The 25,682-nt window shown below is 42.7% G+C and carries 28 protein-coding genes and 1 pseudogene; 12 read left to right on the plus strand and 17 right to left on the minus strand.

All coding sequences use genetic code 11. From position 1 onward, the window contains the following. Window positions 1-98 precede the first annotated feature (98 nt). Together AABK37_RS19950 and AABK37_RS19955 are read left to right on the plus strand one after the other, a co-directional pair. On the plus strand, window positions 99-515 hold the full coding sequence (locus AABK37_RS19950; protein WP_432553277.1) for a DUF6220 domain-containing protein: 417 nt from the start codon (window positions 99-101) through the stop codon (window positions 513-515). Beyond that, window positions 512-1,348, plus strand: coding sequence for a sulfurtransferase (locus AABK37_RS19955; protein ID WP_432553278.1), 837 nt, complete (start codon window positions 512-514; stop codon window positions 1,346-1,348). The genes AABK37_RS19950 and AABK37_RS19955 overlap by 4 nt, the downstream gene beginning before the upstream one ends. An 18-nt stretch (window positions 1,349-1,366) precedes the next feature. Here AABK37_RS19955 and AABK37_RS19960 read toward each other — a convergent pair whose 3' ends face one another. The 3 genes from AABK37_RS19960 to AABK37_RS19970 form a co-directional block, all read right to left on the minus strand. Continuing rightward, window positions 1,367-3,688, minus strand: coding sequence for a molybdopterin oxidoreductase family protein (locus AABK37_RS19960; protein ID WP_432553279.1), 2,322 nt, complete (start codon window positions 3,686-3,688; stop codon window positions 1,367-1,369). Window positions 3,689-4,132: 444 nt separating this feature from the next. Next, window positions 4,133-5,635, minus strand: coding sequence for a NarK family nitrate/nitrite MFS transporter (locus AABK37_RS19965; RefSeq protein ID WP_432553280.1), 1,503 nt, complete (start codon window positions 5,633-5,635; stop codon window positions 4,133-4,135). A 225-nt stretch (window positions 5,636-5,860) separates the two neighbouring features. Further along, window positions 5,861-7,522 (minus strand): ferredoxin--nitrite reductase, encoded by a 1,662-nt coding sequence (locus AABK37_RS19970; protein WP_432553281.1) that lies wholly within the window; start codon window positions 7,520-7,522, stop codon window positions 5,861-5,863. A gap of 449 nt (window positions 7,523-7,971) precedes the next feature. On the opposite strand from AABK37_RS19970, the gene AABK37_RS19975 reads away from it, so the two are divergent. From AABK37_RS19975 to AABK37_RS19985, 3 genes are read left to right on the plus strand one after another with little or no spacing between them, the layout of a single operon-like run. Further along, on the plus strand, window positions 7,972-8,391 hold the full coding sequence (locus AABK37_RS19975) for a ubiquinol-cytochrome c reductase iron-sulfur subunit (protein WP_432553282.1): 420 nt from the start codon (window positions 7,972-7,974) through the stop codon (window positions 8,389-8,391). 24 nt (window positions 8,392-8,415) lie between these two features. Beyond that, window positions 8,416-8,568, plus strand: a complete 153-nt coding sequence (locus tag AABK37_RS19980) for a hypothetical protein (RefSeq protein WP_432553283.1) — start codon at window positions 8,416-8,418, stop codon at window positions 8,566-8,568. Next, the gene (locus AABK37_RS19985) at window positions 8,561-9,856 is read left to right on the plus strand and encodes a HEAT repeat domain-containing protein (RefSeq protein WP_432553284.1); all 1,296 of its coding nucleotides are present in this window, start codon (window positions 8,561-8,563) and stop codon (window positions 9,854-9,856) included. Before AABK37_RS19980 ends, AABK37_RS19985 begins: the two co-directional genes overlap by 8 nt. Here the strand turns inward: AABK37_RS19985 and AABK37_RS19990 are convergent. Beyond that, window positions 9,831-9,995: a hypothetical protein gene (locus tag AABK37_RS19990; RefSeq protein ID WP_432553285.1), complete on the minus strand. Its 165-nt coding sequence runs from the start codon at window positions 9,993-9,995 to the stop codon at window positions 9,831-9,833. The genes AABK37_RS19985 and AABK37_RS19990 overlap by 26 nt on opposite strands. Window positions 9,996-10,111: 116 nt before the next feature. On the opposite strand from AABK37_RS19990, the gene AABK37_RS19995 reads away from it, so the two are divergent. Beyond that, window positions 10,112-11,011, plus strand: coding sequence for a cell division protein FtsX (locus AABK37_RS19995; RefSeq protein ID WP_432553286.1), 900 nt, complete (start codon window positions 10,112-10,114; stop codon window positions 11,009-11,011). Here AABK37_RS19995 and AABK37_RS20000 read toward each other — a convergent pair. Then, window positions 10,982-11,131: a hypothetical protein gene (locus AABK37_RS20000; protein WP_432553287.1), complete on the minus strand. Its 150-nt coding sequence runs from the start codon at window positions 11,129-11,131 to the stop codon at window positions 10,982-10,984. The two genes, AABK37_RS19995 and AABK37_RS20000, sit on opposite strands and share 30 nt — an antisense overlap. A 115-nt stretch (window positions 11,132-11,246) precedes the next feature. Between AABK37_RS20000 and AABK37_RS20005 the strand changes: the two genes are divergently transcribed. Next, entirely contained in the window at window positions 11,247-12,062 is an 816-nt protein-coding gene (locus tag AABK37_RS20005) for a DUF3598 family protein (RefSeq protein ID WP_432553288.1), read from the plus strand. 294 nt (window positions 12,063-12,356) lie between these two features. On the opposite strand, the gene AABK37_RS20010 is transcribed toward AABK37_RS20005, so the two are convergent. After that, on the minus strand, window positions 12,357-13,715 hold the full coding sequence (locus tag AABK37_RS20010) for a pentapeptide repeat-containing protein (RefSeq protein ID WP_432553289.1): 1,359 nt from the start codon (window positions 13,713-13,715) through the stop codon (window positions 12,357-12,359). A 570-nt stretch (window positions 13,716-14,285) separates the two neighbouring features. Beyond that, on the minus strand, window positions 14,286-14,861 hold the full coding sequence (gene aat / locus AABK37_RS20015; RefSeq protein ID WP_432553290.1) for a leucyl/phenylalanyl-tRNA--protein transferase: 576 nt from the start codon (window positions 14,859-14,861) through the stop codon (window positions 14,286-14,288). A gap of 64 nt (window positions 14,862-14,925) precedes the next feature. Here aat and AABK37_RS20020 point away from each other — a divergent pair, with 64 nt between their 5' ends. Further along, window positions 14,926-15,255: a hypothetical protein gene (locus AABK37_RS20020; protein ID WP_432553291.1), complete on the plus strand. Its 330-nt coding sequence runs from the start codon at window positions 14,926-14,928 to the stop codon at window positions 15,253-15,255. Between the two features lie 144 nt (window positions 15,256-15,399). On the opposite strand, the gene rpsN is transcribed toward AABK37_RS20020, so the two are convergent. The 8 genes from rpsN to AABK37_RS20060 form a co-directional block, all read right to left on the minus strand. Beyond that, on the minus strand, window positions 15,400-15,702 hold the full coding sequence (gene rpsN, locus AABK37_RS20025; protein ID WP_432553292.1) for a 30S ribosomal protein S14: 303 nt from the start codon (window positions 15,700-15,702) through the stop codon (window positions 15,400-15,402). Window positions 15,703-15,709: 7 nt separating this feature from the next. Further along, entirely contained in the window at window positions 15,710-15,847 is a 138-nt protein-coding gene (locus AABK37_RS20030) for a hypothetical protein (RefSeq protein ID WP_432553293.1), read from the minus strand. 14 nt (window positions 15,848-15,861) lie between these two features. Continuing rightward, entirely contained in the window at window positions 15,862-16,542 is a 681-nt protein-coding gene (gene nth / locus AABK37_RS20035) for an endonuclease III (protein WP_432553294.1), read from the minus strand. Continuing rightward, window positions 16,518-17,606: an RIP metalloprotease RseP gene (gene rseP, locus AABK37_RS20040; protein ID WP_432553295.1), complete on the minus strand. Its 1,089-nt coding sequence runs from the start codon at window positions 17,604-17,606 to the stop codon at window positions 16,518-16,520. The genes nth and rseP overlap by 25 nt, the downstream gene beginning before the upstream one ends. A gap of 69 nt (window positions 17,607-17,675) precedes the next feature. Continuing rightward, window positions 17,676-17,828, minus strand: a complete 153-nt coding sequence (locus AABK37_RS20045; protein WP_432553296.1) for a hypothetical protein — start codon at window positions 17,826-17,828, stop codon at window positions 17,676-17,678. A 59-nt stretch (window positions 17,829-17,887) separates the two neighbouring features. Further along, window positions 17,888-19,168 carry a serine--tRNA ligase gene (gene serS, locus AABK37_RS20050; protein WP_432553297.1) on the minus strand — a complete coding sequence of 427 codons (1,281 nt, stop codon included), beginning with the start codon at window positions 19,166-19,168 and terminating at the stop codon, window positions 17,888-17,890. 68 nt (window positions 19,169-19,236) lie between these two features. Beyond that, window positions 19,237-19,473: a hypothetical protein gene (locus AABK37_RS20055; protein ID WP_432553298.1), complete on the minus strand. Its 237-nt coding sequence runs from the start codon at window positions 19,471-19,473 to the stop codon at window positions 19,237-19,239. Beyond that, the gene (locus tag AABK37_RS20060; RefSeq protein ID WP_432553299.1) at window positions 19,470-20,054 is read right to left on the minus strand and encodes a DUF3611 family protein; all 585 of its coding nucleotides are present in this window, start codon (window positions 20,052-20,054) and stop codon (window positions 19,470-19,472) included. Before AABK37_RS20060 ends, AABK37_RS20055 begins: the two co-directional genes overlap by 4 nt. A 558-nt stretch (window positions 20,055-20,612) precedes the next feature. Between AABK37_RS20060 and AABK37_RS20065 the strand changes: the two genes are divergently transcribed. Beyond that, the gene (locus AABK37_RS20065) at window positions 20,613-20,960 is read left to right on the plus strand and encodes a PadR family transcriptional regulator (protein WP_432553300.1); all 348 of its coding nucleotides are present in this window, start codon (window positions 20,613-20,615) and stop codon (window positions 20,958-20,960) included. Window positions 20,961-21,012: 52 nt separating this feature from the next. Next, the gene (locus tag AABK37_RS20070; protein ID WP_432553301.1) at window positions 21,013-21,540 is read left to right on the plus strand and encodes a cofactor assembly of complex C subunit B; all 528 of its coding nucleotides are present in this window, start codon (window positions 21,013-21,015) and stop codon (window positions 21,538-21,540) included. 411 nt (window positions 21,541-21,951) lie between these two features. Here AABK37_RS20070 and AABK37_RS20075 read toward each other — a convergent pair whose 3' ends face one another. After that, a complete protein-coding gene (locus tag AABK37_RS20075) occupies window positions 21,952-22,269 on the minus strand; it encodes a DUF3155 domain-containing protein (protein WP_029633439.1) in 318 nt (105 codons plus the stop codon). Window positions 22,270-22,554: 285 nt separating this feature from the next. On the opposite strand from AABK37_RS20075, the gene AABK37_RS20080 reads away from it, so the two are divergent. Beyond that, window positions 22,555-23,880 carry a GAF domain-containing sensor histidine kinase gene (locus AABK37_RS20080; protein ID WP_432553302.1) on the plus strand — a complete coding sequence of 442 codons (1,326 nt, stop codon included), beginning with the start codon at window positions 22,555-22,557 and terminating at the stop codon, window positions 23,878-23,880. Window positions 23,881-23,918: 38 nt separating this feature from the next. Here the strand turns inward: AABK37_RS20080 and AABK37_RS20085 are convergent. After that, window positions 23,919-25,031, minus strand: a pseudogene (locus AABK37_RS20085) (IS630 family transposase). Between the two features lie 253 nt (window positions 25,032-25,284). Between AABK37_RS20085 and AABK37_RS20090 the strand changes: the two are divergent. Beyond that, window positions 25,285-25,587, plus strand: a complete 303-nt coding sequence (locus AABK37_RS20090) for an RNA polymerase sigma factor (RefSeq protein WP_432553303.1) — start codon at window positions 25,285-25,287, stop codon at window positions 25,585-25,587. Window positions 25,588-25,682: the final 95 nt, after the last annotated feature.

Consider the following 25,682-nt stretch of genomic DNA (forward strand, 5'->3'; position numbering starts at 1 on the left):
TAGATTTTGTTGCGATGGCGCGGAGCGCCCGCTGGAAGCGATCGCAATCAAAACATTGACGGAAACATAGTCCTAATTTCCCCCAAGAATCATCAATCATGACGATAGATTTTAACTTTGATAGCGTGCAGCCATCTGTACGCAAGTTTCAAATTGGCTTTTACTGGGTAGCCACGCTTTTCAATCTCTGCTTAATTGCCCAAGTGTTGACGGTAGGACTAGCATTTTTCCACAACTCAGAATGGTGGAATATCCATGTTTGGCTAGTACGCGGATACGGTGGACTGACAGCGATTCTGCTTTTATGGGTGTTCTTGATTGAGTTTCCACGACGAGTGCAAAGCCTTACAGCTAGTATGGCAGTACTACTAGGACTGCAATTTCTCACAATTCACCTAAATTCGCCTTTTCCTTTGGCAGTATTCCACCCACTTATCGGATTCACGCTGTTCTCTGTTTCCACAACTTTAGTTCATCGCGTGCGGCAGATGCTGTTTGCATCAAATAAGGAGTGATTATCTTGAATTACGCTTATCCTGAAGTTCTCGTAGATACTCAATGGGTTGCTGAACATTTGAGCGATCGCAAAGTGCGTCTTATTCAAACCGATATGGATATCACTGCTTATAAGTCTGGTCATATTCCAGGCGCCGTCTTCTGGAACGCATTTACCACCTTCATGCAACCCGATTACCGTTTCAATTTCGATTCTTCGGCATTGTCAGAACTGCTTGCACGCTCAGGTATTGCAAATGATACAACCATCATTATTTATAGCAATCATAATGCTGGTGCTAATTGTGCCTTTTGGTTGCTAAAAGTATTCGGGCATAACGATGTACGAATAATGAATGGTGGTCGGAAAAAATGGCTTGTTGAAGAACGCCCGATTTCTACTGAAATCCCTACTATCACGCCAACAATATATACAGTGCAGAATTTCGATACAAGCATCCGAGCGCTACCAGACCAGGTGCAAGCAGCAATTAACACAGACTCCGTTTTAGTGGATGTGCGTACACCCCAAGAGTATTGCGGTGAATTATTTCTGATGAACCCACCAGAAAAAACTGAGCGTGCCGGTCACATTCCCAATGCAATTCATGTTTTTTATGAATCAGCTTTGAACGAAGATGATACCTTCAAATCAGCGGAAGAACTGTATGCTTTATACCACAGTAAAGGCATCACTCCTGATAAAGAAGTGATAACCTACTGTGCAGTTGGGGCACGCTCTTCGCATACTTGGTTTGTCTTAAAGTATTTGCTGGGCTACGAAAATGTACGTAATTACGACGGTTCTTGGAATGAGTGGAGCAGATTACCCGACACGCCAGTTGAGACTTGAGAGTATTTTGTGGGTGCTTTAAATAACAACTCCACTAGTTAATGACACTTGGTTAGGCAAGGTATTAACAGTAATTGGCGCTAGTTGTACCGCACAAGCTTTCAATTCTGGTTGGAGTGAATCGGGACATGATTCTGGATGGGTGAGAGCGTTTGCTTCGGAATTTTCTGCCCACAGCGCACCCCAGTGCATGGGGACAAAAACTGTACCGGGTGCGATCGCTCTGGTAATTTTAGCCGGAAATTTGGATTTACCCCGACGCGATCGCACTTCCACCCACTCCGAATCTGTAATATTCAACTGTGCTGCATCACGAGGATGAATCTCAATAAACGGTTGCGGATGCATCGAGCGAATTTTTTCAATCCGACCGGTGCGCGTTTGAGTGTGCCAATGTCCGTAAAGTCTCCCAGTTGTCAGCACAAAAGGATAATCAGGATCGGGTGGTTCTGCTAGTCCTCGCGAATGATATGCGCTAAATCGAGCGCGTCCATCTGGAGTATGAAAGCGGAAATCGGTGTAAAGGCGTTTGGAGGGAGTAGGGAGTAGGGAGTAGGGAGTAGGGGTAGAAGAGGATTTTTTATCCCCACTCCCCACTCCCCATTCCCCACTCCCCTTTTCTCCCCCTTCTTCTTCAAAACTGAGAACACCTGTATCAGAATCGATAAATATCGGCTCAGGTTTCTTTTCTGGATGGGGCCATTGAGTCGCACCTTCGGTCTGTAATTGCTCGTGACTGATACCTGTCATATCGCAGGGACGATTGTCAGTCAGTTGCACAAACTCAGTATATACTTCAGCGGAGTTTGTAAAACAAAATTCTTTCTCAAAACCTAATCGCCGACCAACTTCAGCAAAAATTTCCCAATCTGCTTTCGCTTCCCCTAGCGGTGGGCGGAATGCTTGAGATAAGGTGACTACTCGTTCGGAATTTGTCATCACGCCGGTTTTCTCACCCCATTGTGCCGCTGGTAACAAAACGTGAGCGTAAGCAGCGGTTTCTGTGGGATAGTAGGCGTCTTGATAGATTGTAAAAGGCGATCGCCACAGTGCTTTTTTTGTCCGCTCTAAATCTGGCATACTCACAGCCGGATTGGTCGCGGCAATCCACAGTAAACCGACATTACCGTTTTCTAACTCAGCAATCATATCCCACGCCGACAAACCGGGATTTGGGGAAATTTGCCCTGGTTTGAGTCCCCAAAATTCCTCAACTTCCGCTCGCTGCTGGGGATTTTTCACCATGCGATAACCGGGTAACATATGTGCTAAACCTCCGGCTTCGCGTCCTCCCATCGCGTTTGGCTGACCGGTCAAAGAAAAAGGTCCTGCCCCAGGCTTACCTATTTGTCCGGTCATTAAGTGCAAATTAATGATGGTTCTGACTTTAGCCGTACCTTCCGATGATTGATTGACACCCATTGACCACATCGACAGCACCCGCTGTGATTCACCCCAGTAGCGAGCTGCTGTTTCTAAATCTTCAACGCTGATACCGCATCGATGGGCTACCACGTCTGGGGAATAATGGCGAATCACCTCAGCGTATGCAGGAAAGTTGCTGGTACAGTCCTCGATAAACGCGGGATCGATGTAATTCCAGCGCATCAATAAGTGAGCCATACCATTTAACAAGTCGATATCTGTACCGGGACGAATCGCTAAATGTAAATCTGCGGCTTCTGCGGTTGGTGTGCGTCGGGGATCGACGACAATCATTTTTACTTTGCGATTTTTTTTGCGGTACTTCTCCAATCGGTTGAAAACGATCGGGTGACATTCAGCTGTATTCGTACCAATTAAAAAGGCACAGTCGGTTAACTCTAAGTCATCGTAGCAGCAGGGGGGACCATCCGCGCCAAAGCTTTGAATGTAGCCAGCTACAGCGCTAGACATGCACAAGCGAGAGTTGGCATCAAAGTTGTTTGTACCCAAGCAGCCTTTCATCAGTTTCTGAGCGATGTAGTAGTCCTCAGTTTGAAACTGACCGGAACCGTACATGCATAAAGCTTCTGGTCCTTGGGTAAAGCGCACAGTTTGAATGCGCTGGGTGATGATATCAAAAGCTTCATCCCAAGTTGCGCGGCGAAATTCCTGTTCTAAGGAGTCTCGTACCATTGGGTAGCGCAATCTATTTTTATCTAAAGATTCGGCGATCGTTGCGCCTTTGACACACACCATACCTTGACTTGATGGATGCGCTTTATCCCCCCGCACCCGCCAAATTGGAGTTCCTTGGCTATCTCGATTAGTCGGTTTGCCATGTTGCGCTGGGGGCGAAACTTCTAGTCCACAGCCGACACCACAGTAAGGACAGACGGTTTTGGTAATTTCAGTCATGGCGTTTGCACCGTTTTTACCGATTGTCTAAATGTTGAACAAGGTTTGTAGACACATAATTAAAAGCAAATAACTGTGTTTCCAAACCTTTGATATTTAATTCGCATCCGAGAAAATCTGATGGCTTCTGTTAAGAAATTTTCTCAAGTTCGTTTTGAAAACTTTCGGAAGTTTTATCAATAGTATTTTTACCCATTGAATATCAATTACAACAAATAAAATGTGTTGTCTGATACTTTTTATTCATTTATTTTTCGATTTTTTGTTATGTAATTTTGACAATTTCATAACTAAATTTCAACAGAAAAATACAACATTGAACCGTAGATAAACATAGATACACACAGTTTGATTTTCTGTGTGTATCTCAGGTTTGATTTTTAGGAGTTTATTAATAGTAATCCAAACCCAACTAACTACTAACTATTACCTATTATCTAAATCTTATTCTTCCACTAAAATGGGAGATTTTCGGGTTGCAGTTTCTGGTGATTCACCTTCGTAAGCGCCAGCAAAAGAGCCTTTGGGTTCTTTAAGGAAGAAGGCACACATAAAGGCGCAGATTAAAGCAGCTATACCCATTGTGGCAAAGAGTGTTGGTGGATTGGTTAAGCTGTAGATTGTTAGATAAACCACGCCGCCAAAATTACCGTAAGCGCCGACATTACCGGCAATTTGTCCTGTGGATTCTTTCTTAATTAAAGGTACGATACCGTAGGTTGCACCGCAGCCAGCTTGAGCAAAGTAAGCGGCTAATATTGTGACAGCGATCGCCACCGGAAGAGACCAGTTTTTGTTAATAAAATGTGCCATCAAATAACTGACACCAATACCAGCAGAAATAATTGTCATTGTCCATTTACGAGAGCCAAATTTATCAGAAATTAAGCCACCGCTAGGACGAGAAATTAAGTTCATGAAAGGATAGATAGAGGCAATCATCCCCGCTACCACATGCTCTAAACCAAAGGTTCTTTCAAAAAACGCCGGCAGCATGGAAACCGCAGCAAGTTCAGAACCAAAGTTAGTTATGTAAGTGAATTCGAGTAAAGCTACTTGACCAAATTGATAGCGTTCGGATGGGGCGTAAGTTTTTCTGCCAGTTAACAGTTCTCGGTTTACTTTATAAGCTTGATAGCTTTGGTAAGCAAATAATCCGGCTAACAACAACCAAACCAAATACATTTGGCTGAGAGTTAAAAAGTGAATGTTCTTTTGTTCCAAGCGCCAAGCTAATAAACCTAAAGCGAAAATCAAACCAAAGTTTGAGACAATCATCGCCCAGAAGCTTTTGACACTGGTTACTTCCAAAGAACCATTTTTCTTAGGACGTTTGTAAGTTTTGCCAGGAGGGGTATCTTGAACGGTGTTGAAATAAATTACACCGTAAATCGCCGCAATGATACCTGTGAGAGCGATCGCCAAACGCCAATTAGAAGCACCACCAGTCATAAAGCTAGCCGCAACTGCAATCAGGGGTAGGGTAAACTCAGCCCCAAAAGCACCAAAGTTACCCCAACCGCCATAAAGACCTTGGGCTATACCGATATCTTTCGGGGGGAACCATTCCGCCACCATGCGAATACCGACGACAAACCCAGCACCGACAATTCCCATCAGCAAACGACTGATAACCAATTGGCTAAAGTTTTGCGACAGCGCTGTAGCCATACAAGGAACCACAGCAAACATCAGCAGCATTGAGTAAGTTCTTCTCGGACCAAAACGATCCAGAAGCATTCCAATGATAATCCGCGCCGGAATTGTTAGCGCCAAGTTGCAAATACCCAAAGTTTTAATTTGTTCGGGCGCTAATTGTAATTGCTTACCTATGGTTGTTGCAAAGGGAGCAAAGTTAAACCAACAAACGAAGGTGAGAAAGAAGGCAAACCAAGTCTGATGTAAGATGCGGTAGCGACCGGTAAATGAAAGTAAACCTTTGAGCATTATTAAAAAACCTTGAGTAAAAAACCTAAAAATTGCACAAAGAAACCTGTGGACAATTATGTAATTGACCAAATTGGTTGATAGTTGTTAGTTGTTAGTTGTTAGTTGTTAGTTGTCACACATTATTCTTAACTCCTAACTTTTAGTACAGACGTTCCGCCGGAACGTCTCTACAACTCCTAACTCCTAACTTTTAACTCCTAACTTTTAACCACTATCCACTAACTAATAACTAATGACTGCTTCTTTTGCGCGTGCGCCGAAGTTTTCAATTAGCAGTTGGCGTAATACTGGCTGTAAGTCTTCGCAGGGTATGCCTTTAGTGACACAAGTTCCCAAATGTGCTTCTTTACCAACTTTGCCGCCCATATAAATGTCAACTCCTTCTACAGGTTTGCCATTTTTACGTGCTTTAGTTCCCATTAAGCCGATGTCTGCAACTTGCGGCTGTCCGCAAGAGTTAGGACAACCTGTCCAGTGAATGCGTACAGGGTTAGTAAATGTTAACTCGCTTTCTAAGGCTTTAATCATCGCTAGGGCGCGGTTTTTGGTTTCGATGAGGGCAAAGTTGCAAAATTGTGCGCCTGTACAAGAAACTAGTGATCGCGTTAGCGTATTAGGCTCAATTGCAAATTTTTCTAACAACGACTCTGTTAAAAATGTTGCCAATCTTGTATCAGCAATATTGGGGATTATCAAGTTTTGCTCAACCGTCAAGCGGATTTCACTGCTGCCATAAACTTCAGCTAGACGTGCGATTTCAAACATATCGTCGGCAAACAAGCGACCGACGGGAACGTTTAAGCCTACGTAGTTTAATCCGGGTTGCTTTTGTTCATATACGCCGATGTGGTCGCGTTTTTCCCAGTCGATTTCGTCTTTTGCGGCTGCGCTTATCAATGACTTACCCAAACGGTTTTCGACTTCTGAGCGGAATTTGTCTAAACCCCATTCATCAATTAACCACATTAGACGGGATTTTTGGCGATTAGCGCGTAAACCGCGATCGCGAAAAACTTCCAAAATGGCTCTACATACAGCGACTACATCCTCTGGTGGCACCCAAGCATTTAAGGGAATCGCCGCATCACAGCGTTTGGCAGAGAAAAAGCCACCGACCAGGACGTTGAAGCCAAAGATTGGGGATGAGGGAGAGGGGGGGATGGGGAGAGGGGGAGAGGGGGGAGATGAGGGAGCAAATTCTTCCTTGTCTCCTTGTCTCCTTGTCTCCTTGTCTCCAAGTTGTCCCTCTACTTCCCGAAAAGCGGGGACAAAAGCCAAATCATTAATTTCCGCATGAACTGAGTTATCGCGTCCAGCGGTGATGGCGATGTTAAACTTGCGCGGCAGGTTGGTAAACTCTGAGTTACCAGCGCCATTGTTGGTAATCATGTCTTGAATTTGCTGTACCAACTCTCGCGTGTCAAACAACTCATCCGCATCTAATCCAGCGACCGGATCGCCTGTGATGTTGCGAACGTTGTCCATTCCTGACTGCACGCTGGTTAAGCCTACAGCCTCAAATTTATTAAAGATATCTGGTAAATCTTCAATGCGGATGCCCCGCAATTGGATATTCTGTCTGGTAGTGATGTCAGCGTAGCCGTCTTCACCGTAGCGCTGCACTACTTCAGCTAACACACGCATTTGATGAGAAGTAAGAATACCGTTAGGCATCCGCAACCGCATCATAAACTTGCCGGGAGTGACTGGGCGAAAGAACACACCCACCCACTTTAGCCGATGGTCGCGATCGGTTTCGTCCATTGCTTCCCAACCCAAGGAGGCAAATTTTTCGATTTCCGCTTTAACGGCGAGTCCATCTTTTTCTGCTTTGAATTTCTCGAACTTGTTTAAGCTGGGTGTGGTAGTTGCTGTGTCTGTCATGAGTTGACTTCCGTTGCTTTGTTTCTAACTTCGCGTTTGAATATCTGAATGTAGTTTTATCGGTTTGTGGATCTACGATTTTTTTAAAGTAAATTTTTGAGCTTTACGAGAAAGTAGATTTGTTAAAGCTGTTTTCGCTCCTTCATTTAACGATTTGCTTACTACTAAGGTTAAGGTTGCATGAATGTAAAAATAGTATAAATAGCTACGAAATTTTGGTAAAATTTAGGAAAAGGTATCAAAATGATGCTGAAAAAGTATCAAAATGATGTATTTTCTGCATGAAACAAATTTGATACGAGCGATGTCTTGCGACAAGCCGCTCCCTCTTAGTACGCACTTCATTTAAATGTCCAGAACCTGTATGAGTAAAGGTTTAGCGAAGTAAAAAATTGATTTGCTCTGGTATTTGAGATTATCTAAGAGAAAACTTACGCATAATTTTGCTTATGAAACGTCGCGATTTGATTAATTGGGTGGGTTTAGGTTGGCTAGCGAGTTCTTTACCTGTAGTTTTTGCTGCTTGTTCTTCCCAAACAACTTCACCAAAATCCTCAGCATCTGGAGATTGGCAAACAGTCGGTACTTCCGAGGAATTAGATAAGACTGGTCAGTTACTTGCCAAAAACTCACCTGTAGGGGCTGTGTTGGTCATCGGTACGTCTAAAACTAAAAATTTGAAGGCTGTAAACCCCACCTGCACTCACGCAGGTTGTACGGTAACATGGCAAGCAGCAACGAAAAAATTCTCCTGTCCCTGTCATGGTTCAGAATTTGCAGTTGATGGTAAAGTGCAAAAAGGACCAGCCACAAAACCGTTAACAACTTACGCCGCCAAGATTGAGGGGAATTCAGTTTTGGTCAAATAGTTAGTAGATAGTGGATAGTAGTTAGTGGATATTAGAACAACTATCAACTATCAACCAACAACTATCAACCAACAACTATCAACCAACAACTATCAACTATCAACTATCAACTATCAACTATCAACTATCAACTATCAACCAACAACTATCAACCAACAACTAACCAATTGTGAATAACATCAACCAGCTTTTGGTGCAAGCGCGGGCAGCACATGATGCAGGTGATTGGTCACGAGTCTTGCAATGCCTGCAACAGTTGATTCTGGAAGAAAATGGCAAAGACCCAGAGATAGTTAAAAATCAAGCATATTTGCTGGAATTAGCACTCTCAATTCTAGAAATGGGGGATTTTCAGCAACGCTGGGAAATTGCTAAGGTGTTTGTCCGTTTGGGAAATGTTGCTATAACCCCGTTGATTGACATCCTCCAAGATGAAGATGCATCAGAATTGCGGTGGTATGCAGTTCGGATTTTAGGCGATCTGAAAAATCCCAAAGCGATCGCCTCTTTGGTACAATTTCTCCAAAACACTGACGATGAAGAACTTAAAGCGATCGCCGCTGCTGCATTAGGACAAATTGGACAAAGTGCGATCGCTGCTTTATCAGAACTTTTAACATCAGAAGATACACGAGTTTTGGCAGTGCGATCGCTTTCTTACATCCGCCAACCAGAAATTATTACACCTCTATTGAGTGTGGTGCAAGATCCGCTAGTTGAAGTACGCGCTATAGCGATTGAAGCCCTCAGCAGCTTTCACGATTCGCGTATTCCACCGATTCTTTTAAACGCTTTAAATGATGTTGCTGCTGCTGTCAGACGTGAAGCTGTGTTAGGGTTGAGTGTTCGCACTGACTTACACTCAAGTTTAGATTTGGTGGCGAAACTGCAACCCAGACTTTATGACTTTAATCTCGAAGTTGCCCAAGCAGCGGCTATTGCACTTTCGCGCATCGGTAGTGATCAGGCTGCCAAACACTTATTTATAGTGCTGATATCGCCTCCGACACCAATAAAATTACAAGTTGAAATTATCCGCGCCCTGAGTTGGATGAAGACATCATCCAGTTTAGAATATCTCCAACAAGCATTTAATCAACTTTCATCACAGACACTGTGGTTAGAAATTGTCACAGTTTTAGGTCGAGTCAGCGATTCGACATTAACCGCTTCTTCGACAGAAATTTTGCTTTCAATATTGCGATCGCAACATCCAGCAGTTGAGATTGCCTCAATTAAAAGTGCGATCGCTTTATCTTTGGGACAATTAGGTAATATCGAAGCAATTGAACCGTTGATTTCTCTACTATCAGACAATAATCAAGTCGTCAGATTGCACATCGTCGCTGCATTAAAGAATCTCGCACCAGAAACCGCTTATCAACAATTGCAACAATTATTAAATAATCCCGCACTTACACCAGATTTACGAAAAGGAGTTACCGCAGCTTTGGCGGAATGGTAAAGGGCATCGGGCATGGGGCATGGGGCATTGGGCATGGGGCATGGGGCATTGGGCATAGGGCATGGGGCATGGGGCATGGGGCAAGCGTCCAAGTAGGCAAGTGAAATACGTCTAGCTTCTTTTTATTCCCAATGCCCATTGCCCAATTCCCATTGCCCAATTGCCATTACCCATTACCCATTGCCCATTGCCCATTGCCCATTGCCCATCAACATGCCAAAATGTTGACGCGAAACTAATACATCGGTATTTAGTGTGTTTAAATTTTTCACTAAACTTGATTACTTGCTAAAAGAAACTTTCCTCGGTTTGCTGCGGGGAGGTTGGATGAATTGGGCGGCGGTGAGTACCGTCACCGTGTTATTATTTTTATTCGGGTTGAGTCTGCAAAGTTCTTGGCAATTAGAAAAGCTGCTTGACCAATTTGGTAGCCAGCTAGAAGTATCAGTTTACCTGAATGCGGGTGCGCGTTTTGAAGCGATCGCTCCAATAGTTGAGAATTTACCTGATGTCGCGGCAATGCAAACAATCACCAAAGAGCAAGCTTGGAATAAACTAGTTAAGGAACTAGGAATTTCTGATATTGAAGGTGCTACCCAGCAGTTAGGCGATAATCCCTTAGTTGATGAGATTAAGGTGAAAGCGCGTAACTTGCAAGTTGTCCCGACTTTAGCGACGCAACTTGCTAAAATACCTCAAGTTAATGCAGTGCAGTATGTAGATGAAGCTGTGCAACGCATCGCTCAGTTACATCAAGGGTTGAATTGGATTACTTTAACAATTACGATCATTTTGACTTCAACGGCGATCGCTGTCACTTCCACGACAATTCGCTTAATTGTTCTTGCGCGATGTCGGGAAATTGAAATTATGCAACTTGTGGGTGCAACTTCGACTTGGATTTATCTACCGTTTATTTTACAAGGAATTGCTTTTGGCTTAGTTGGCGGTGCGATCGCTTGGAGTTTCATTTCTCTAATTCAGCAGTTTATCACTAAATTGCTCGCTAATCAACCTGAGTTTATCCAATTTCTCACCAACGGTTTGCAACTCACTAGCGGACAAACTTTATTATTACCTTTAATTCTCCTTGGTTTTGGTGCCACAGTCGGATTATTAGGAAGCTTATTTGCAGTGCGTCGATTTGCTAGATAATGGGGGATAGGGCATTGGGCATTGGGCATGGGGCATTGGGCATGGGGCATTGGGCATTGGGCATTGGGCATTGGGCATGGGGCATTGGGCATTGGGCATTGGGCATTGGGCATGGGGCATTGGGCATTGGGCAAAAGCTTATTTTTAATCACCAATCCGTCTTGTAAAGTTCTGATCGGAGGAAACCTCCGCTCAGACTTTCCGCAAAATCTAAAATCTAAAATCCAAAATCGCTATGCGATCGCAATGGGAACGTTTGCTGCAAAATATCGGTGTCTGGTCTGGTTCATTTACCCGTTTATCTCCCCAAGGTGAGTTGGTGAATGATACTCCCTCGGTTGTCTCTTTGGAAGGTTTGAACAATAATCAGACTATTCGCCAAATTATCCGTCTGCGGGAAGATGAAAAAGTTTTAGAATATAGTTCACTAGGACGAAGTGTTCTCTTTTTTGAAAATGGCGAATTTTCTCAAGGTTCGATTCAGTTAGCACCGTATTCGGAATTTGGCGCAGAATTTGGATTTATTCAAAAAAATCGCCGTTTACGCTTGGTGCAGATGTTTGATAAAAATGGCGATTTAGACCAACTTACCTTAATTCGCGAACATTTTGCCGGAACTGAAGCACCACAACGCGCATCTTTAACGATAGATGACTTGTTGGGAGAATGGCGTGGCGAAGGTGTAACAATATATCCTGATTGGCGATCGCCTGATACTTTTTCTTCTACTCTACAATTACGGCTTGATGCTGGGCGATTAATTCAAAGTTTAAGCTTTGGCGAACGGACAATTACCTCAACTGCTACAATTAAAGGCTCTATAATTCACTTTGACCAAGATCCCCAAAAGCAGGTGCAAGTATTACTCTTACCTGATGGTGCTTCTGCTAATTGTCCAGTTAAAGTGCAATTACGTCAAAGCTTTATTTTAGAAGCGGGTTGGTTAATCGAACCTAACTTACGCCAGCGGATGATTCGCAGTTACAGCAATAAAGGCGAATGGGTTAGCCTCACCTTAGTAACAGAAAAGCGAGTTGAAGTAAGTCGATGATAAAAATTCAACTTATATGAAGAAATATAAACTTTAGGTAGGTAGGGTGCGTTACGCCGAAGGCTAACGCACCCTGAATTATCAATGGTGCGTTACGCTGAAGCGATAACACACCCTACGATTTAAATTTATTAACTCGTAGTCGGCGCTTCAACGCTGAAAAAATCCCCAATTTCACGAGTTCAATATTCTAACTCGTAGTCGGCGCTTCAGCGCTGAAAAAATCTCCCATTTCACGAGTTCAATATTCTAACTCGTAGTTAAGATAAAAGCGCTTCAGCGCTTACTACGTTCTTAAATCTTAATTTTCGACAACGGATTAAACAAGCGGGAAAATTCACCCTCTTTAAATGTTTCATTCCAATTTGGGGGTAAACGATGAGGATTAGGATTTTCCCGTGTGGGTATCCGCATGAAGATGTACTCACACTTAACGTTATCTAACTTCGTTTGGGAAGTAATTAACCAATCTTCGATGTAAGCACCTGTAAGAGTCGCACCTCTCAAATCGGTTTTGTTTAATTGCGTTTGTCCGAGGTTAGCTCTAGAAAAATCTGCATTTTGCAAGTTAGATGCACTCAGATTCGCTCCTATTAAAGTAGCATCCTTGATGTTGGCTGCTTGCAAATTTATATTTTGCAAGTTCCAGCCATTCAAGTTTTTGTTTTGTAAGTCTTTCGTAATCAACAATTCTCGTAATTGCAAATCGTCAAGATAAGTTGTTTCCACAGCCGCAAGATGCAACTTTTTCGCTTGATACCAGCAGGTGCGTGTCAAAATAGCTCTGATGAAGCTGGTGTTTTTTAGTCTGGCTTGGGTAAAGTCCGCATCTGTTAAATCGCAGCCTTGAAAACTAGTTCCATATTTTGTCACAAAAGCGATCGCTAAATTTCGAGTTAAGCTTTGCTTTTCATCTCCAAATAAGGCATGACAGCTGACATAAGCACTCAGCAATACTACTGCCACTGCTAATAGTAATGCTACACCCCCAGCTGTCAAATTGACCATTGCTGCTGCCACCGCCACAGCTCCAGCTATTGCCCCCGCAATTGACACGGTGACTGTCACTGCAAGCAATCCAGCGACAATTCCGGCAAATGCGGCGGCTCCAGCTATAACTACGGCTCCTGCTGCTACAATTAGTACTGATGTTGATGCAGTAACAATTACTGCTACTATAGCGGCTAATTCCATTACGCTTGTAACTGCTACTCCAGCCCAAGCTACTGCTACTATACCAGCCCAAGCGATCGCCGCCAAACCTGCCCATGTCATCGCAAAGAGCAAAAATCCGCAGGCTGCTGACAAGGAACGGCGGATAATAATCATAAAAAACACTGACAAAACTATCAAGCTAGCTACGACAACGTAAATATTTTCCCGGTGGCTGTTAACCAGAAGAAATCCTAATAACGAACCGCCAACGGCTGATAGCAGTCCGGATATTGCCGATAGTAGTAATGCAAATATTACCAAAGCGATCGCCCAACGCCGTTGTAAACCTGCTTTCGCATTGCGAAAATTTGCACTATGAAGAATCGCACCAGTAAAATCTGCACCACGAATATCAGAATCAGAGAAATCTGCGCCTGTTAAATCTTGCCCTTTAAAGGATTTGCCTCTGAGCTTCGCACGGCGATAGTTTTGAGCCATGTTCAATTTGAACAGAGTGGAACACTTTTTGCTACAGGTTGTAGGATATCAGGTTTTGGTGAGTTTATTTCTGTTATGTATTTAAATTTTGTTGTTACTTTCTTCTAGCGTGTAAATGAAGTGAATCAATGAACGTTCATCTTAGCCTTTTTTCGATCTGAAGGTAGAAAAATCACCTTTAACAGACGCGAGTTGACATTAAATTAATTTTGTGGTTATGCGATCGCTTTTGCTGTATTATTTAATAATCGGGATATTTTAACTTTTTCCCAAACCTTTATAATTATAATTTTAAAATTTAAAATTTCTTAGATTTATACGCATAAAAAACATTATCACCATTTTTGCTAATTTGCAAGCAACATTACCTTTAAAGACCAAAATTAGCCAAATTTTTGAAAAAACAAATTTTATTAATTTTATTCGCATTAATAATGATAATTTTTGCAATATTATTAGCAATGAAGTCAACAATATTGAGAAAAATCAACATTTATTGACAGCTATCTCACAATGCTTAACTCTTGAGAGATATTAATTTTTGTATATGTATGGCAGTAATTACTAAGACTAAATTAGAGAACAGCGACAAAGCAAAGCTTGGTAGAGTAACATTTGATATTCATCATCATCAACTCGATAAGCGCCAAACCTTTCCAAATGAGGATTCATCATTTGGGCATCAAACAAGACAAATTTTCTTTCTCGCAATCTTTCTACCAACTTGACCATTGCCACTTTAGAACCTTCAGGAATGCGGTAAAACATCGACTCACCAATAAAAGCACCGCCGATCGCAATTCCTAAAATTCCTCCGGCAAGTTCATCACCCAGCCAAGTTTCAAAACTATACGCCCAACCAGCTTGGTAAAGTTGCCAATAAATATCTTCTAACTCAGGTGAAATCCAAGTTGTTTCGCGGTTAGCACACCCCAAGACCACAGCCTTGAAATCACGGTTAATCGCCACAGAAAAACGCTCTTGATTGATAACACGTCGCAAAGACTTAGGGTAGCGAAATCGGTCATCCAAAGGAATGAAAGTGCGATCGCGACTGCTATACCACTCCAAGCCATTGCTATCATCAGCCATGAGAAAATAGCCTTGAGCATAGCCTTGAATAATAGCAGCGACATCATATTGCATACGTTAAGGGCAAAATAAAAAAAGCCATCCTCCTTTGTATCACTCTGCGTATAAGATAAAGAAAATGACTGAACCCATTGGATCAATCACCCTGCCACCGTCAAAAAATCCCCAACAAGAGGGAGAATGGTTGCAAGAAAATTTGTTGCGGTGGCTAGATACAGAGTTTATCCCCGAAGCCGTCAATCAAATTATCGCCCAACGTGCAGCACAGATTTTTGTCCGCCAACGCATGGAAGGAGAAAATGACCTGGGTTCTCTGGTAATTGCCATTGTCACAGAGATGCAGGCATTTGATTTTTCCAAAAGTTTCTATGGAGAGTTTGCGATCGCCAACGCCGTCAGCGATCTACTCTTAGAAAGTCTCGGAATTGATAAGTGTTGTGGGGAATAAGATTTTGGAGCGTGGGAGCGTGGGAGCGTGGATAGTGGATAGTGGATAGTGCTTAGTGGGAGCGTGGTTAGTCGTAAACAACCATCAACCAACAACTATCAACTATCAACCAACAACTATCAACCATCAACTATCAACCAACAACTACCAACTAGCCTTAACCACACCAGGTAAAAGACCTTCGTGTGCCCATTCGCGCAGCACGTTGCGAGACAGCCCGAAATCGCGGTAAACTCCTCTAGAACGACCAGTTACCCAACAACGGTTGTGCTGACGAATACGAGCGCTATTGCGGGGTAGCTGTTGAATTTTCCGGTGAACTTCCAACTTATCAAGGGGAGATTCAGTATTGCGGAACTCTTCTAGCAACGCTTCCCGCTTTTGGGCATATTTTTCAGCTATTCTCACGCGCTTCTTCTCGCGCTCAATCATGCTCTTTTTTGCCATATACTTTTTACTTATTTAAAGACAGCATTTTCCATTCTATCACCAAATGGGGCATTGGGCATTGGGCATTGGGCATTGGGAACGTGGTAATTGTTTTTTCTTTTTCCCATTCCCCATTCCCCATGCCCCATGCCCCATGCCCCATTCCCCAATTCCCCATTAGCCTTCCTCCCCAGCAGAGGGACATAATTCAGCCAATTGACATGCAACGCAGGCAGGCGATCGCGCTTTACAAATGGCTCGACCATGATAAATTAGTCTAATTGACCAATTTTCCCAATCTGGTTGCGGTAATAACTCGATCAAATCTAGCTCAATGCGGATCGGGTCTGTATGTTTAGTTAACCCCAAACGTTGGCTTAGACGTGCAACATGAGTATCTACCGTCACCCCAGCATTAATACCATACCCATGACCCAGCACCACATTAGCCGTTTTCCGCGCTACACCCGGAAGCTTTAAAAGCTCTTCCATTCGGTTGGGCACTTGCGAGTTAAACTGGTTAACAATCATCCGACAAGCAGCTTGGATATTCTTCGCCTTATTGCGATAAAACCCAGTTGAACGCACCAAATTTTCTAACTCTGTCAAATCGGCATTTGCCAAACTCGCTGCATCCGGAAATCTACTAAATAAAGCTGGTGTTACTTTATTCACCCGCTCATCTGTACATTGAGCAGAAAGAATAGTTGCTACTAGCAACTGTACAGGCGTTGAGTAGTTCAAAGAGCAAGTCGCATCAGGATATAAATGCTTCAGGCGCGAAAGAATTTCTCGCGCCCGTTGCTTTTTAGATAGCCTTTTGCCGATAGTACTCACTGGAATAATTTTTGTATCCACTCCAACTGCGTAGTTTCTTTAACTATCAGAAAAAGTCCTAAACCTAAAAGTAACACCAAACCAGTTTGCATTACACCTTCTTGAATGCGAGACGGTAGAGGTTTACCGCGCACACCTTCAATCAGCAGGAAAGCCAGTTGTCCCCCATCCAATGCCGGAAGAGGCAAAATATTGATAATAGCCAGGTTAATGCTGATAATTGCCGCAAATGAGAGCAAATTTGAACTGTCATCAGCAGCCAATTTTGCACCGACTTTAACAATATTAACTGGTCCGGAAACTTGTCCGGCAGTTTGTTGAAAGTTCGTAATCAACTGCCCAAAACCACTCAGCGTACCCACAACTAATTGTTGAAATCTTTTAGCAGCAATGCTAAAAATTTCTAACGGATTGCTGGGACGACGATAAACGGGTTTACCATTAGCACCAAGTTGAATACCAATCAAACCTTTGCCGTCAGTTCCTCTTGCCGGCGTTAGTTTTAGGGTACGTTGTTGATTTTCGTGCTGAACTGTCAGTTCAATTGGCTGATTTGGATGATTTTGAATTTCTTTTCTGAGCAAAGTGCTGGAATTTTCCGAAGCAGGAAGTTCTTTACCGCCAACAGCAAGAATAATGTCTCTTTCCCTAATTCCCGCTTGGTAAGCGATGGACTGTTCGTTAACAGGTTGTACAACCACACCAGGTTGGTAGTTGATTTTCTCCGGAATACCAACGATACCCAACTGAAGAACTAGTACTAAGTAAGCAAATATTAAATTTGCTATCACACCCGCACTGATGACGATCGCCCGATCTAAAATTGGACGGTTACGCAGCAGATTCGGGTCATTCGGCGGAATATCACTATCCGGGTCATCGTCAGGAAAACCGACAAAGCCACCCAAAGGAAAAGCGCGGACAGCATATTCAGTTTGTGAACCTTGGTATTTCCAAATAATTGGACCAAAACCTAAAGAAAAACGGTTGGCGTAAATACCTTGAGACCGTGCTGCGATAAAATGTCCCAGCTCGTGTACCAAGATGAGAACAGCCAAGACTGCGATCGCTGCTAAAACTGGCATAGAGAAAATTAGTGAACCTATTCAGCTATATATACCTTTATTTTAAAATCTGTCAAAGTTTAGCACTTCTCAAAAGAGGCATATTTTCTCGCTTTGTTGGGAATGGGTAATAGGTAATAGGGCAATGGGCATTGGGCAATGGGCATTGGGCATGGAAAGAATCGTATTAGAACGCGCACCCGCGTAAAGCCGCTTCTTTAATTCCCATTGCCCAATGCCCAATGCCCGATGCCCGATGCCCGATGCCCGATGCCCGATGCCCGATGCCCCATTCCCAACCTTTACAACACCTCTCTTTGCAAAAACGGTTGCAGCGCTTTCGGTATACGCACCGTCCCATCTGGTTGTTGATAATTCTCCAAAATAGCTGCCATTGTGCGTCCCACAGCCAAACCAGAACCGTTTAAAGTATGTACGAACTGAGTTCCCTTCTTACCTGCCTCTTTGAAGCGAATATCACCCCGTCGCGCTTGGAAGTCGATAAAATTGGAACAGCTAGAAATTTCTCGATACTTGCCAGATGAAGGCAGCCAAACTTCTAAATCATAAGTTTTGCAAGAAGAAAATCCCAAATCCCCAGTGCATAACTCTACAACTCGGTAAGGTAATTGCAAAGCTTGTAAAATCGCTTCTGCATTTGCCACCAATTTTTCCAGTTCCTCAAAAGAAGTGCTGGGTTCAACAAATTTCACCAATTCAATTTTGTTGAATTGATGCAGGCGAATCAATCCGCGCATATCTCGTCCATAACTACCAGCCTCTCGCCGAAAACACGGAGTATAAGCACAATGGTAGATCGGCAAATCAGCCGAATCGAGAATTTCACCTCGGTAAAGATTAGTTACAGGAACTTCTGCTGTAGGTATTAACCACAAATCATCATCAGCACATTTAAAGCTTTCTTCCGCGAACTTAGGTAACTGACCCGTAGCCGTCATCGAATCAGTATTAACTAAAATTGGCGGACTAATTTCTATATAACCAGCTTGAGTCTGGCGATCGAGCATAAACTGAATTAATGCTCTTTCCAAGGCTGCACCAGCTTTTATCAGCGTCACAAAGCGACTTTGAGCCACTTTCACCGCTCGCTCTACATTTAGAATACCCAACTTTTCGCCAATTTCCCAATGCGGGAGAATATTCGGGTTTTGAGGAATATAATCATCACCCCAACGGCGTACTTCTACATTCTCTTCCTCACTCTTACCAATGGGTGTAGAGTCGCTTGGCAAGTTAGGAAGCGCAAGTACAAGTTCTTCAATTTTCGCTTTGAGTTCTTTTTCCTGCGGTTCCAGCGGACTCAATTGCTCTTTAATAGATTTGCCCTCTTCCCGCAATGCGAGAATTTCTGCTCCTTTCGGGTCAGAACCAGCTTTGATTTTTTTTGGAATTAAACCTGCAATTTCATTACTACGTGCTTGGAGTTGATTTCGCTTTCCCTCCAATTCTCGCTGTTGCCGATCCAACTCTGAAATAGGCTGAATGTCATACTTATTACCGCGACTATTCAACCGTTCCTGAACTACTTCGGGATTTTCCCGTATTTGCTTAATATCCAGCACAGATTTTCTTAATCTCTAGTCCTATAATCTTCCTGTCCAACACATCAGCATATACTGATTTTGGCTTGCTATGACCGGAAAAGCAAGGGGAGACAAGGAGAGTGGGGGAGTGGGGAGTGGGGGAGTGGGGGAGTGGGGGGACAAGGGGCGACGGGTGTGGGGACAAGGGGAACAAAAAAGAATTTCTCCCCCTCTCCCCGTCTCCCTGTCTCCCTGTCTCCTTGTCTCCCCATCCCCCCCTCTCCCCGTCTCCCTGTCTCCCTGTCTCCTTGTCTCCCCATCCCCCCCTCTCCCCGTCTCCTCATTGCGGTTTGGTGATGCGATTAAGCAGCCAAATCGTCCCCATCAGCCCGATAAAGTGAGCCACAAGGGTTTGGGTGTTTGCCTGTACAACAACAATATCCAGGGCACTGATAATTTGAGAAGGATTAATTTGTAAAAGTCCTGAACCTTGTTGCGGTAAAGTTAATGCCTTCGCTAACAATGCGCCAACGATCGCTTCGGCGCCCACTAGCGCTAGAATCAGTCCGACTAAATTGACTATTAACCCCGTCCGTAAAAGTACCATCGTCTCTGCCTTCCGGGGACGGTTGTTAGGATTGGTGGATTGCAGTTGTCTGGCAATTCTGGTATAACGAAAAGCCCAGAATATTGAGCCTGCTAAATTAATTACCGCAGCTACTGCAAAAAATATACCTAAACCAGTTCCCACAGCTGTTTGATTGGCATTCGTGTTGCGAATCAAGCTGGCAAAGACCAAAATTCCGCTAGCAATTACCCCCAGTACTAACTGCGACCAAAAGCTAATCCATCCTGTGAGACGAAATGCTTGGGCTATTTCCTCTAGGGGTGAGGAAGAAGATTGCGATCTGGGCTTTTGTGACATACCGATCACCAATGTGCGCTTACGCTTGCTAAATTTACTATCACACTTACCAGAAAGGAATTGTGTATCTCAAGTACGCAAGTTGTGTACTTAATCTGTGCTGTGCCGTTGTCAAGAGCGTATTTCAGCTTTGAAGGCTAATATCTCACATAGCTTAAATCTTTAAGATTGACACCGGGATAATCACCGGAAAAAAAAGTGTTTATTAAGTTTTAAAAAAAAAACGCATTTTGCCTTTAAAATTGCTTAGATGGCATTTTATGCTTAAGCAGTTCTAACTAGCTCGGCATCACTTGACACAAGGATGGCGGTATATTCGTTGTCTCATCGCTTTTCACCACACCGCAAGCGAGCTTGGGTAGAGGTGTAATTTATTGCGCCTCTAAAACTAGCATACCTGCCCTACGCTTAACCGTAGGAAATGGTGTAATGTTTGCGCTTTGGCAATAAAGCCTTAGTAACGTTAAATATTTACTAGTCAGGAGGGTAGCACTATATACTAACGACCAAAATTGTAGGTTCAACAACTATAAGGCATTTTTTAGCCATTCACTAACTATGAAACTTGAGGATATATATCAATTCTTTGAGAATCCTCCGCCAACTTACCTCTGTCAGGAACTAGCAGTTTGTTACATTTTGCATATTTTGCTAGAAGGTGAATCCTACGGTACTGAGTTGATCCAGAAATTGGAAAACGAATATCCTACTTATAGGCTTTCGGACACTGTGCTTTACAGTGCGATTAAATTTCTGGAAGACCAAAAGGCAATCACTGGGTATTGGAAGAAACTCGAAGGACGCGGACGCCCTAGACGGATGTACCAAGTTTCCCCAGAATGGCTTTCTTCGGCGCAGGATTTAACTCGTTTGTGGCAAGAATACATACAGCGGAGGACAAATTAACCAATAATTAATAATGAATAAGTCTCCTCCTCTACAAAAGTAACAATTTCCTATGGATACTACTATTCTGCCATCCACCTTGCTGCTAACTTTGTTGTTATCGGTCGGGCTGTTTTTCTTTATCCGTGCCTCGACTAAAGACCGCATAGAAAAAGCGCAACTAGTGTCCACTCTCGACGAAGATACTTTAATGCCGAAAATAAAGGAGTATTTTCGCTCGCGGTCTTACCGAGTGGCAGCGGTAGACTCTCAACAAAACCAAGTAACGTTTGAAGGGTTTGTCAGACCCAGCTGGTTTTTGGCTTTGTTTTTAACTTTTTTAGCAGCGGCGGGTATTGTTTCTCTATCATTAGTGTTGTCGCTGCTTTTTCCTAACCTGAGTACGGTGTTTGTAGGGATGGTACTGCTTTCACCCTTGAGTGGTATTTATTATTGGAAAAAAGCCGGAAGACTTGAGAAGGTATTGCTGAAAGTAGAACCAACTCAAAGTGAAAAAGACTTCCCAAGTAAAATAACTGTAATTGCCCATCGAGATGAACTCAGTGAGTTACAGAGGGAATTACAGCTAAAATCTGAATAACCCAAGTTTTGAGCATATGAAGATGATTTCGATCTAAGCTGGTGACGAAAAAAAAGACTTTACCTGGGGGAAAAGCTATTCAATTTCACTCGTAATGCCGTTAAAAGTTTCTTCTTGTCAAAGCAATAAACTTTCACGCTTGAAACACAACTCACATTTTGTCAGTACGCGCTACTTGTGTGACGCGATCGCTTTACCTTCATTACGAGTGAAATATCTAATAATACAAACAATCAACCCTGGCAAACAAGCGCAGTTTGATAGGAGTTGATTGTTTGATATCTTAGACTAGCTCGACTGGCAAATCAGCTGCAAACTTAAAAAAAATTCAAATTTTTAAATAACTGAACAATTTTGCCAGTTAATAATTGTCACAAGCCTCACTCAATCTCTAAGACAACTATTGCTTTTTTAACGGCTAGCCAAAGCTAGAGTTTCTTGACCTGAAGGATTTTCTAATACCCTCAAGCTAGGAAACAGAAAATGGTTCTCTTCTACGTATTGAGCACCAAACAGCCCTTTTTCTGCCCAGAAATAACGGTCTGTGGTGTGTTCATTCCGCTTTACGAGTAGCAAGGCGGGCGGCAATATACCTTCAGCTTGAATAAATTTTCTCGCTGCTGTTACAGGCTTTTCTTCGCCGCTTTCGATGCTATATTGAGGCACATGCTCCAGGATACGTCGCCCTTCTTGGCGACGACGACTCTTCCGTTTGCGTCTCCTTGCCAACCTATTTTCCTCCTCTTTCAAGCTACACAGATTGTAGTTATAGCTACAAAATCCGTCGTCATTATATAAGTTCTAGTTAAAAAAATCAATAGTTTCTTAAGATTTAATACAATAAAAGTAATATCTGTAAATGTAAAGAAATTAAAAGCAGTCAAGTATATAATCCCAAAGAGCAAAGCATTACTTGCAAGTTTTAGTTAAGCTTTATTAAATGAATGAGGGAAAAACTAAGCTGTGTAACTTAATCATCCCTCATATTCTGTAATTTTAAGCAAGATGTGAAAAATGTTAATGTCTGCCAGTTCTGAGTTTATTACTCTGTGCCAAGAGCAAATCGCACTCTTAACCCAAGGGCTGGGAGCAACTTTGAGTGTTGTGTATTTGACGCAAGAATTGGCAGAGGCAACGACAGGTGAAGCAAAACTGATTCCGGTAGTGGTTTACCCGGATACGGCAGTAGTTCGGCGAGAAGACACTGCGGAGGTATCAACACGCAAGTCCTTTACAGTAAGAAATGCTTTAGCATTACCGAAACTGAAGCAGAAGTTATTGACACCATCAACATCGGGAACGTCAAATGAGGCACAACCGCCTTTACAAGAAGAATACGTATTAAATGGCAACCAAATCGTTTTACCTCTAATCCACGAAGGTGTAATGATGGGATTGTTGGTGACAGCCAGAGAAGATAGAGGATGGGATGAAAAGGAGCGCAGTGAAATTCAAAGGATAGCCCAAACTCTGGCGATCGCAATTATTTTAGATCAGCGTCGAGCCTGGTTAGAACACTCGTTGCATCAACAACAAATTATCCAACAAAAGCAACGAGATTTACTCGATAACTTATTGCACCAGTTTCGCAACCCGCTTACAGCTTTGCGGACTTTTGGTAAACTACTTCTCAAGCGACTGCGATCAGGCGATCCTAACCGGGAAGTAGCCGCCAGTATAGTTCGAGAAAGCGATCGCCTGCAAGAATTGCTGCAACAGTTCGATAAAGTCATTGACTTAACAGCAGCAGATTTAGCGCCGTTCAAACTTCCAGACGAAGAAGCATTTGTGGAAGCAACTGTACAAAACGAGCCGAAACCAGCGCTATTATTACCCGGAAGCGAAGATAAAGAAGCTGACTGCGCTTTAGTCGATATCTTAAATCCATTATTAGCATCAGCTAGAGCGATCGCCCAAGAAAGAAAACTGCAATTAATTTCGGATATTCCGCCAAATTTACCTTTAGTCCGCGCTAATTCCAAAACATTGCGAGAAGTGTTAAGTAATATTATCGACAACGCATTGAAATACACTTTTGCTGGCGGTAAGATTTTAATTCAGGCAGGACTAGAAAAACCTCACTTTTGCGGAATTGCCATAAGTGACAATGGTTCTGGGATTCCCCAACAAGATTTAGAACATCTTGGAGAACGACATTATCGCGGTGTACAAGCCGAAACAGAAATTCCTGGTTCGGGATTGGGATTAGCGATCGCCAAACAATTAATAGAACAAATGCAGGGCGAAATTGAAGTTTTCAGCCCTGCAATTAACTCAGTTATTAAATCACCCCACGCACCGGGAACCACTTTTATAATTTGGTTGCCGATTGTTGGTTGATAGTTGTTAGTTGTTGGTTGTGATAAGCTCTTCCACATCTAACTTGCAATAATAGCATTACCCTTGTTTTTGATTTTTCTTTGCCATTTAATTATTAATTCTTCTTGATTTAACAGTTTGTCCAATAAGACTTGTAACTCGGATACGGATTGAAATAATCTGTGTGCTATATATTCCTTGGTAGAATGCCATACAAGTTCAATTAGGTTATAATCAGGGCTATATGCAGGCAGAAAATATAATTGTATATTCGGCAAGTGATTTTCTATTTTGGCAACAATTTCTTTCTTTTTGTGGTAGCTACCATTGTCGAGAATAATTAAAACTTTTGGACCTTGCTGGTGGAAATTAGACTCCTGATTTCCCTGCTGAATCCACTCTAATTTCACAAACTCATTTAATTGTTTTAATTGTTCATAAAAAATATCTCCAGTTCCTTTTTCGATAAAATAGCAGATTCTTTTTTTGTCACTGTATCGTATCCCTCCCATCACATTTACACGTCCACGACTTCTTTGTCCTGTCACTTTCTTTCTTCTACCTTTTTTTCCCCATGTTTTTCGACGAATGACTCGTACACCTTATCCTGTTTCATCCCAAAACCACACGTGAAGGCGCTTAGTCTCTATTTTTGACGCTTCTAAATATCCTTCTAGCTTTTCTTTAAATGCTTCCCTCTTAGCTGAATCTTGTTTGTCCTCCAGACTGTATCTTGCCCAGAGGTAAACGTACTTTTTTTTCTGTAATATTCTCCTTACTTGTTCACCACTTAATTCAATTCCTGTCATCTGTGTTAAGTATGTAGCAAGCCTTGCTGTTGACCATCTACCAAACTCATATCCCAATTCAATTGGGTCTTTTTCGATGGTTTCCATTAACAAATCTATGTACTCTTTCGTTACTTTTTGATAATTACCTTTTTCCCGCCCATCGCGTAACGATTCTAGATTATCCGGGTCTCCATGAACACACCAGTATGCTACTGTTCTATAGCCACAGCCTAAAAAGTAGCTAATCTCTTGGTACGTTTTCCCATCATCCATTAATAATAAAATTAGTATCCGTCGTGTTAACTGCCCAGAGTTGCTTTCTTTCAACTCAGATACTAAAGTTTCTCTTTGCGATCGCGTTAAGTGACCTTTCGCTGGCATAGTCTGAGATACACACTTTATCTAATTGCTATTTTATGCTATTTAGATGTGGAATAGCTTACCAATTCTATGTGAGGTTGCGCTTTATTCGGCCTGCGCTCCCGCGCACGCTGCGCGAACAGGCACGAGATTCCTGGGCTATACAAGTGCAGACTAATTTAAGGTATATACTGTGACAAAAGTATAGTTAATTAGCTTATACCAGAATAAATAAATATTAGCTTTGACAAATCATTATCGTCATTGGGGAGTTATGTCAGATTCTCAAATAGTTGGTGCATTATCCCTGGGGGGTTGCTGTGAAGATAGAGAAAAAGCTTTTTGGCAGCTATGGCAGCAGTATCAAAATTATCTTGCTCAATGTTGCTTGAAGTGGATGGGTAACGCTACTGATGCGGAAGATGCCCTCAGTCGGGCAATGCTGAAAGCTTGGGAGAAAATACGTGATTGTACGGTTGAGATTAAAAACTTTAAGTTTTGGTTAACCCGATTAACTCATAATCTCTGTGTAGATATCCATAGAGAATGTCATCGGGGTGCAATACAGGTTCAGTAAACCAAAAAGTTTTCTCCTCAAGGCGATCGCTAACCAGCCATTGCGTAGTTTTAGGTGCTAGGTGATACTAAATATCTTAAAAGTACTTATGCTTC

This window comes from Tolypothrix sp. VBCCA 56010, assembly GCF_050875635.1.
Taxonomy (GTDB): domain Bacteria; phylum Cyanobacteriota; class Cyanobacteriia; order Cyanobacteriales; family Nostocaceae; genus Hassallia.

Coding starts and splice junctions, on each gene's coding strand:
- AABK37_RS19960 (WP_432553279.1), bottom strand. CDS start 3,688: ATGACTGAAATTACCAAAACCGTCTGTCCTTACTGTGGTGTCGGCTGT.
- rpsN (WP_432553292.1), bottom strand. CDS start 15,702: ATGGCAAAAAAGAGCATGATTGAGCGCGAGAAGAAGCGCGTGAGAATA.
- AABK37_RS20010 (WP_432553289.1), bottom strand. CDS start 13,715: ATGGCTCAAAACTATCGCCGTGCGAAGCTCAGAGGCAAATCCTTTAAA.
- AABK37_RS20055 (WP_432553298.1), bottom strand. CDS start 19,473: ATGAGGAGACGGGGAGAGGGGGGGATGGGGAGACAAGGAGACAGGGAG.
- AABK37_RS20020 (WP_432553291.1), top strand. CDS start 14,926: ATGACTGAACCCATTGGATCAATCACCCTGCCACCGTCAAAAAATCCC.
- AABK37_RS19970 (WP_432553281.1), bottom strand. CDS start 7,522: ATGACAGACACAGCAACTACCACACCCAGCTTAAACAAGTTCGAGAAA.
- rseP (WP_432553295.1), bottom strand. CDS start 17,606: ATGCCAGTTTTAGCAGCGATCGCAGTCTTGGCTGTTCTCATCTTGGTA.
- AABK37_RS19975 (WP_432553282.1), top strand. CDS start 7,972: ATGAAACGTCGCGATTTGATTAATTGGGTGGGTTTAGGTTGGCTAGCG.
- AABK37_RS19965 (WP_432553280.1), bottom strand. CDS start 5,635: ATGCTCAAAGGTTTACTTTCATTTACCGGTCGCTACCGCATCTTACAT.
- AABK37_RS20030 (WP_432553293.1), bottom strand. CDS start 15,847: ATGGGGCATGGGGCATGGGGCATGGGGAATGGGGAATGGGAAAAAGAA.
- AABK37_RS19990 (WP_432553285.1), bottom strand. CDS start 9,995: ATGGGCATTGGGAATAAAAAGAAGCTAGACGTATTTCACTTGCCTACT.
- AABK37_RS20090 (WP_432553303.1), top strand. CDS start 25,285: ATGTCAGATTCTCAAATAGTTGGTGCATTATCCCTGGGGGGTTGCTGT.
- AABK37_RS20080 (WP_432553302.1), top strand. CDS start 22,555: ATGTTAATGTCTGCCAGTTCTGAGTTTATTACTCTGTGCCAAGAGCAA.
- AABK37_RS20070 (WP_432553301.1), top strand. CDS start 21,013: ATGGATACTACTATTCTGCCATCCACCTTGCTGCTAACTTTGTTGTTA.
- AABK37_RS20005 (WP_432553288.1), top strand. CDS start 11,247: ATGCGATCGCAATGGGAACGTTTGCTGCAAAATATCGGTGTCTGGTCT.
- aat (WP_432553290.1), bottom strand. CDS start 14,861: ATGCAATATGATGTCGCTGCTATTATTCAAGGCTATGCTCAAGGCTAT.
- AABK37_RS19950 (WP_432553277.1), top strand. CDS start 99: ATGACGATAGATTTTAACTTTGATAGCGTGCAGCCATCTGTACGCAAG.
- AABK37_RS20000 (WP_432553287.1), bottom strand. CDS start 11,131: ATGCCCCATGCCCAATGCCCAATGCCCAATGCCCAATGCCCCATGCCC.
- AABK37_RS20060 (WP_432553299.1), bottom strand. CDS start 20,054: ATGTCACAAAAGCCCAGATCGCAATCTTCTTCCTCACCCCTAGAGGAA.
- AABK37_RS20065 (WP_432553300.1), top strand. CDS start 20,613: ATGAAACTTGAGGATATATATCAATTCTTTGAGAATCCTCCGCCAACT.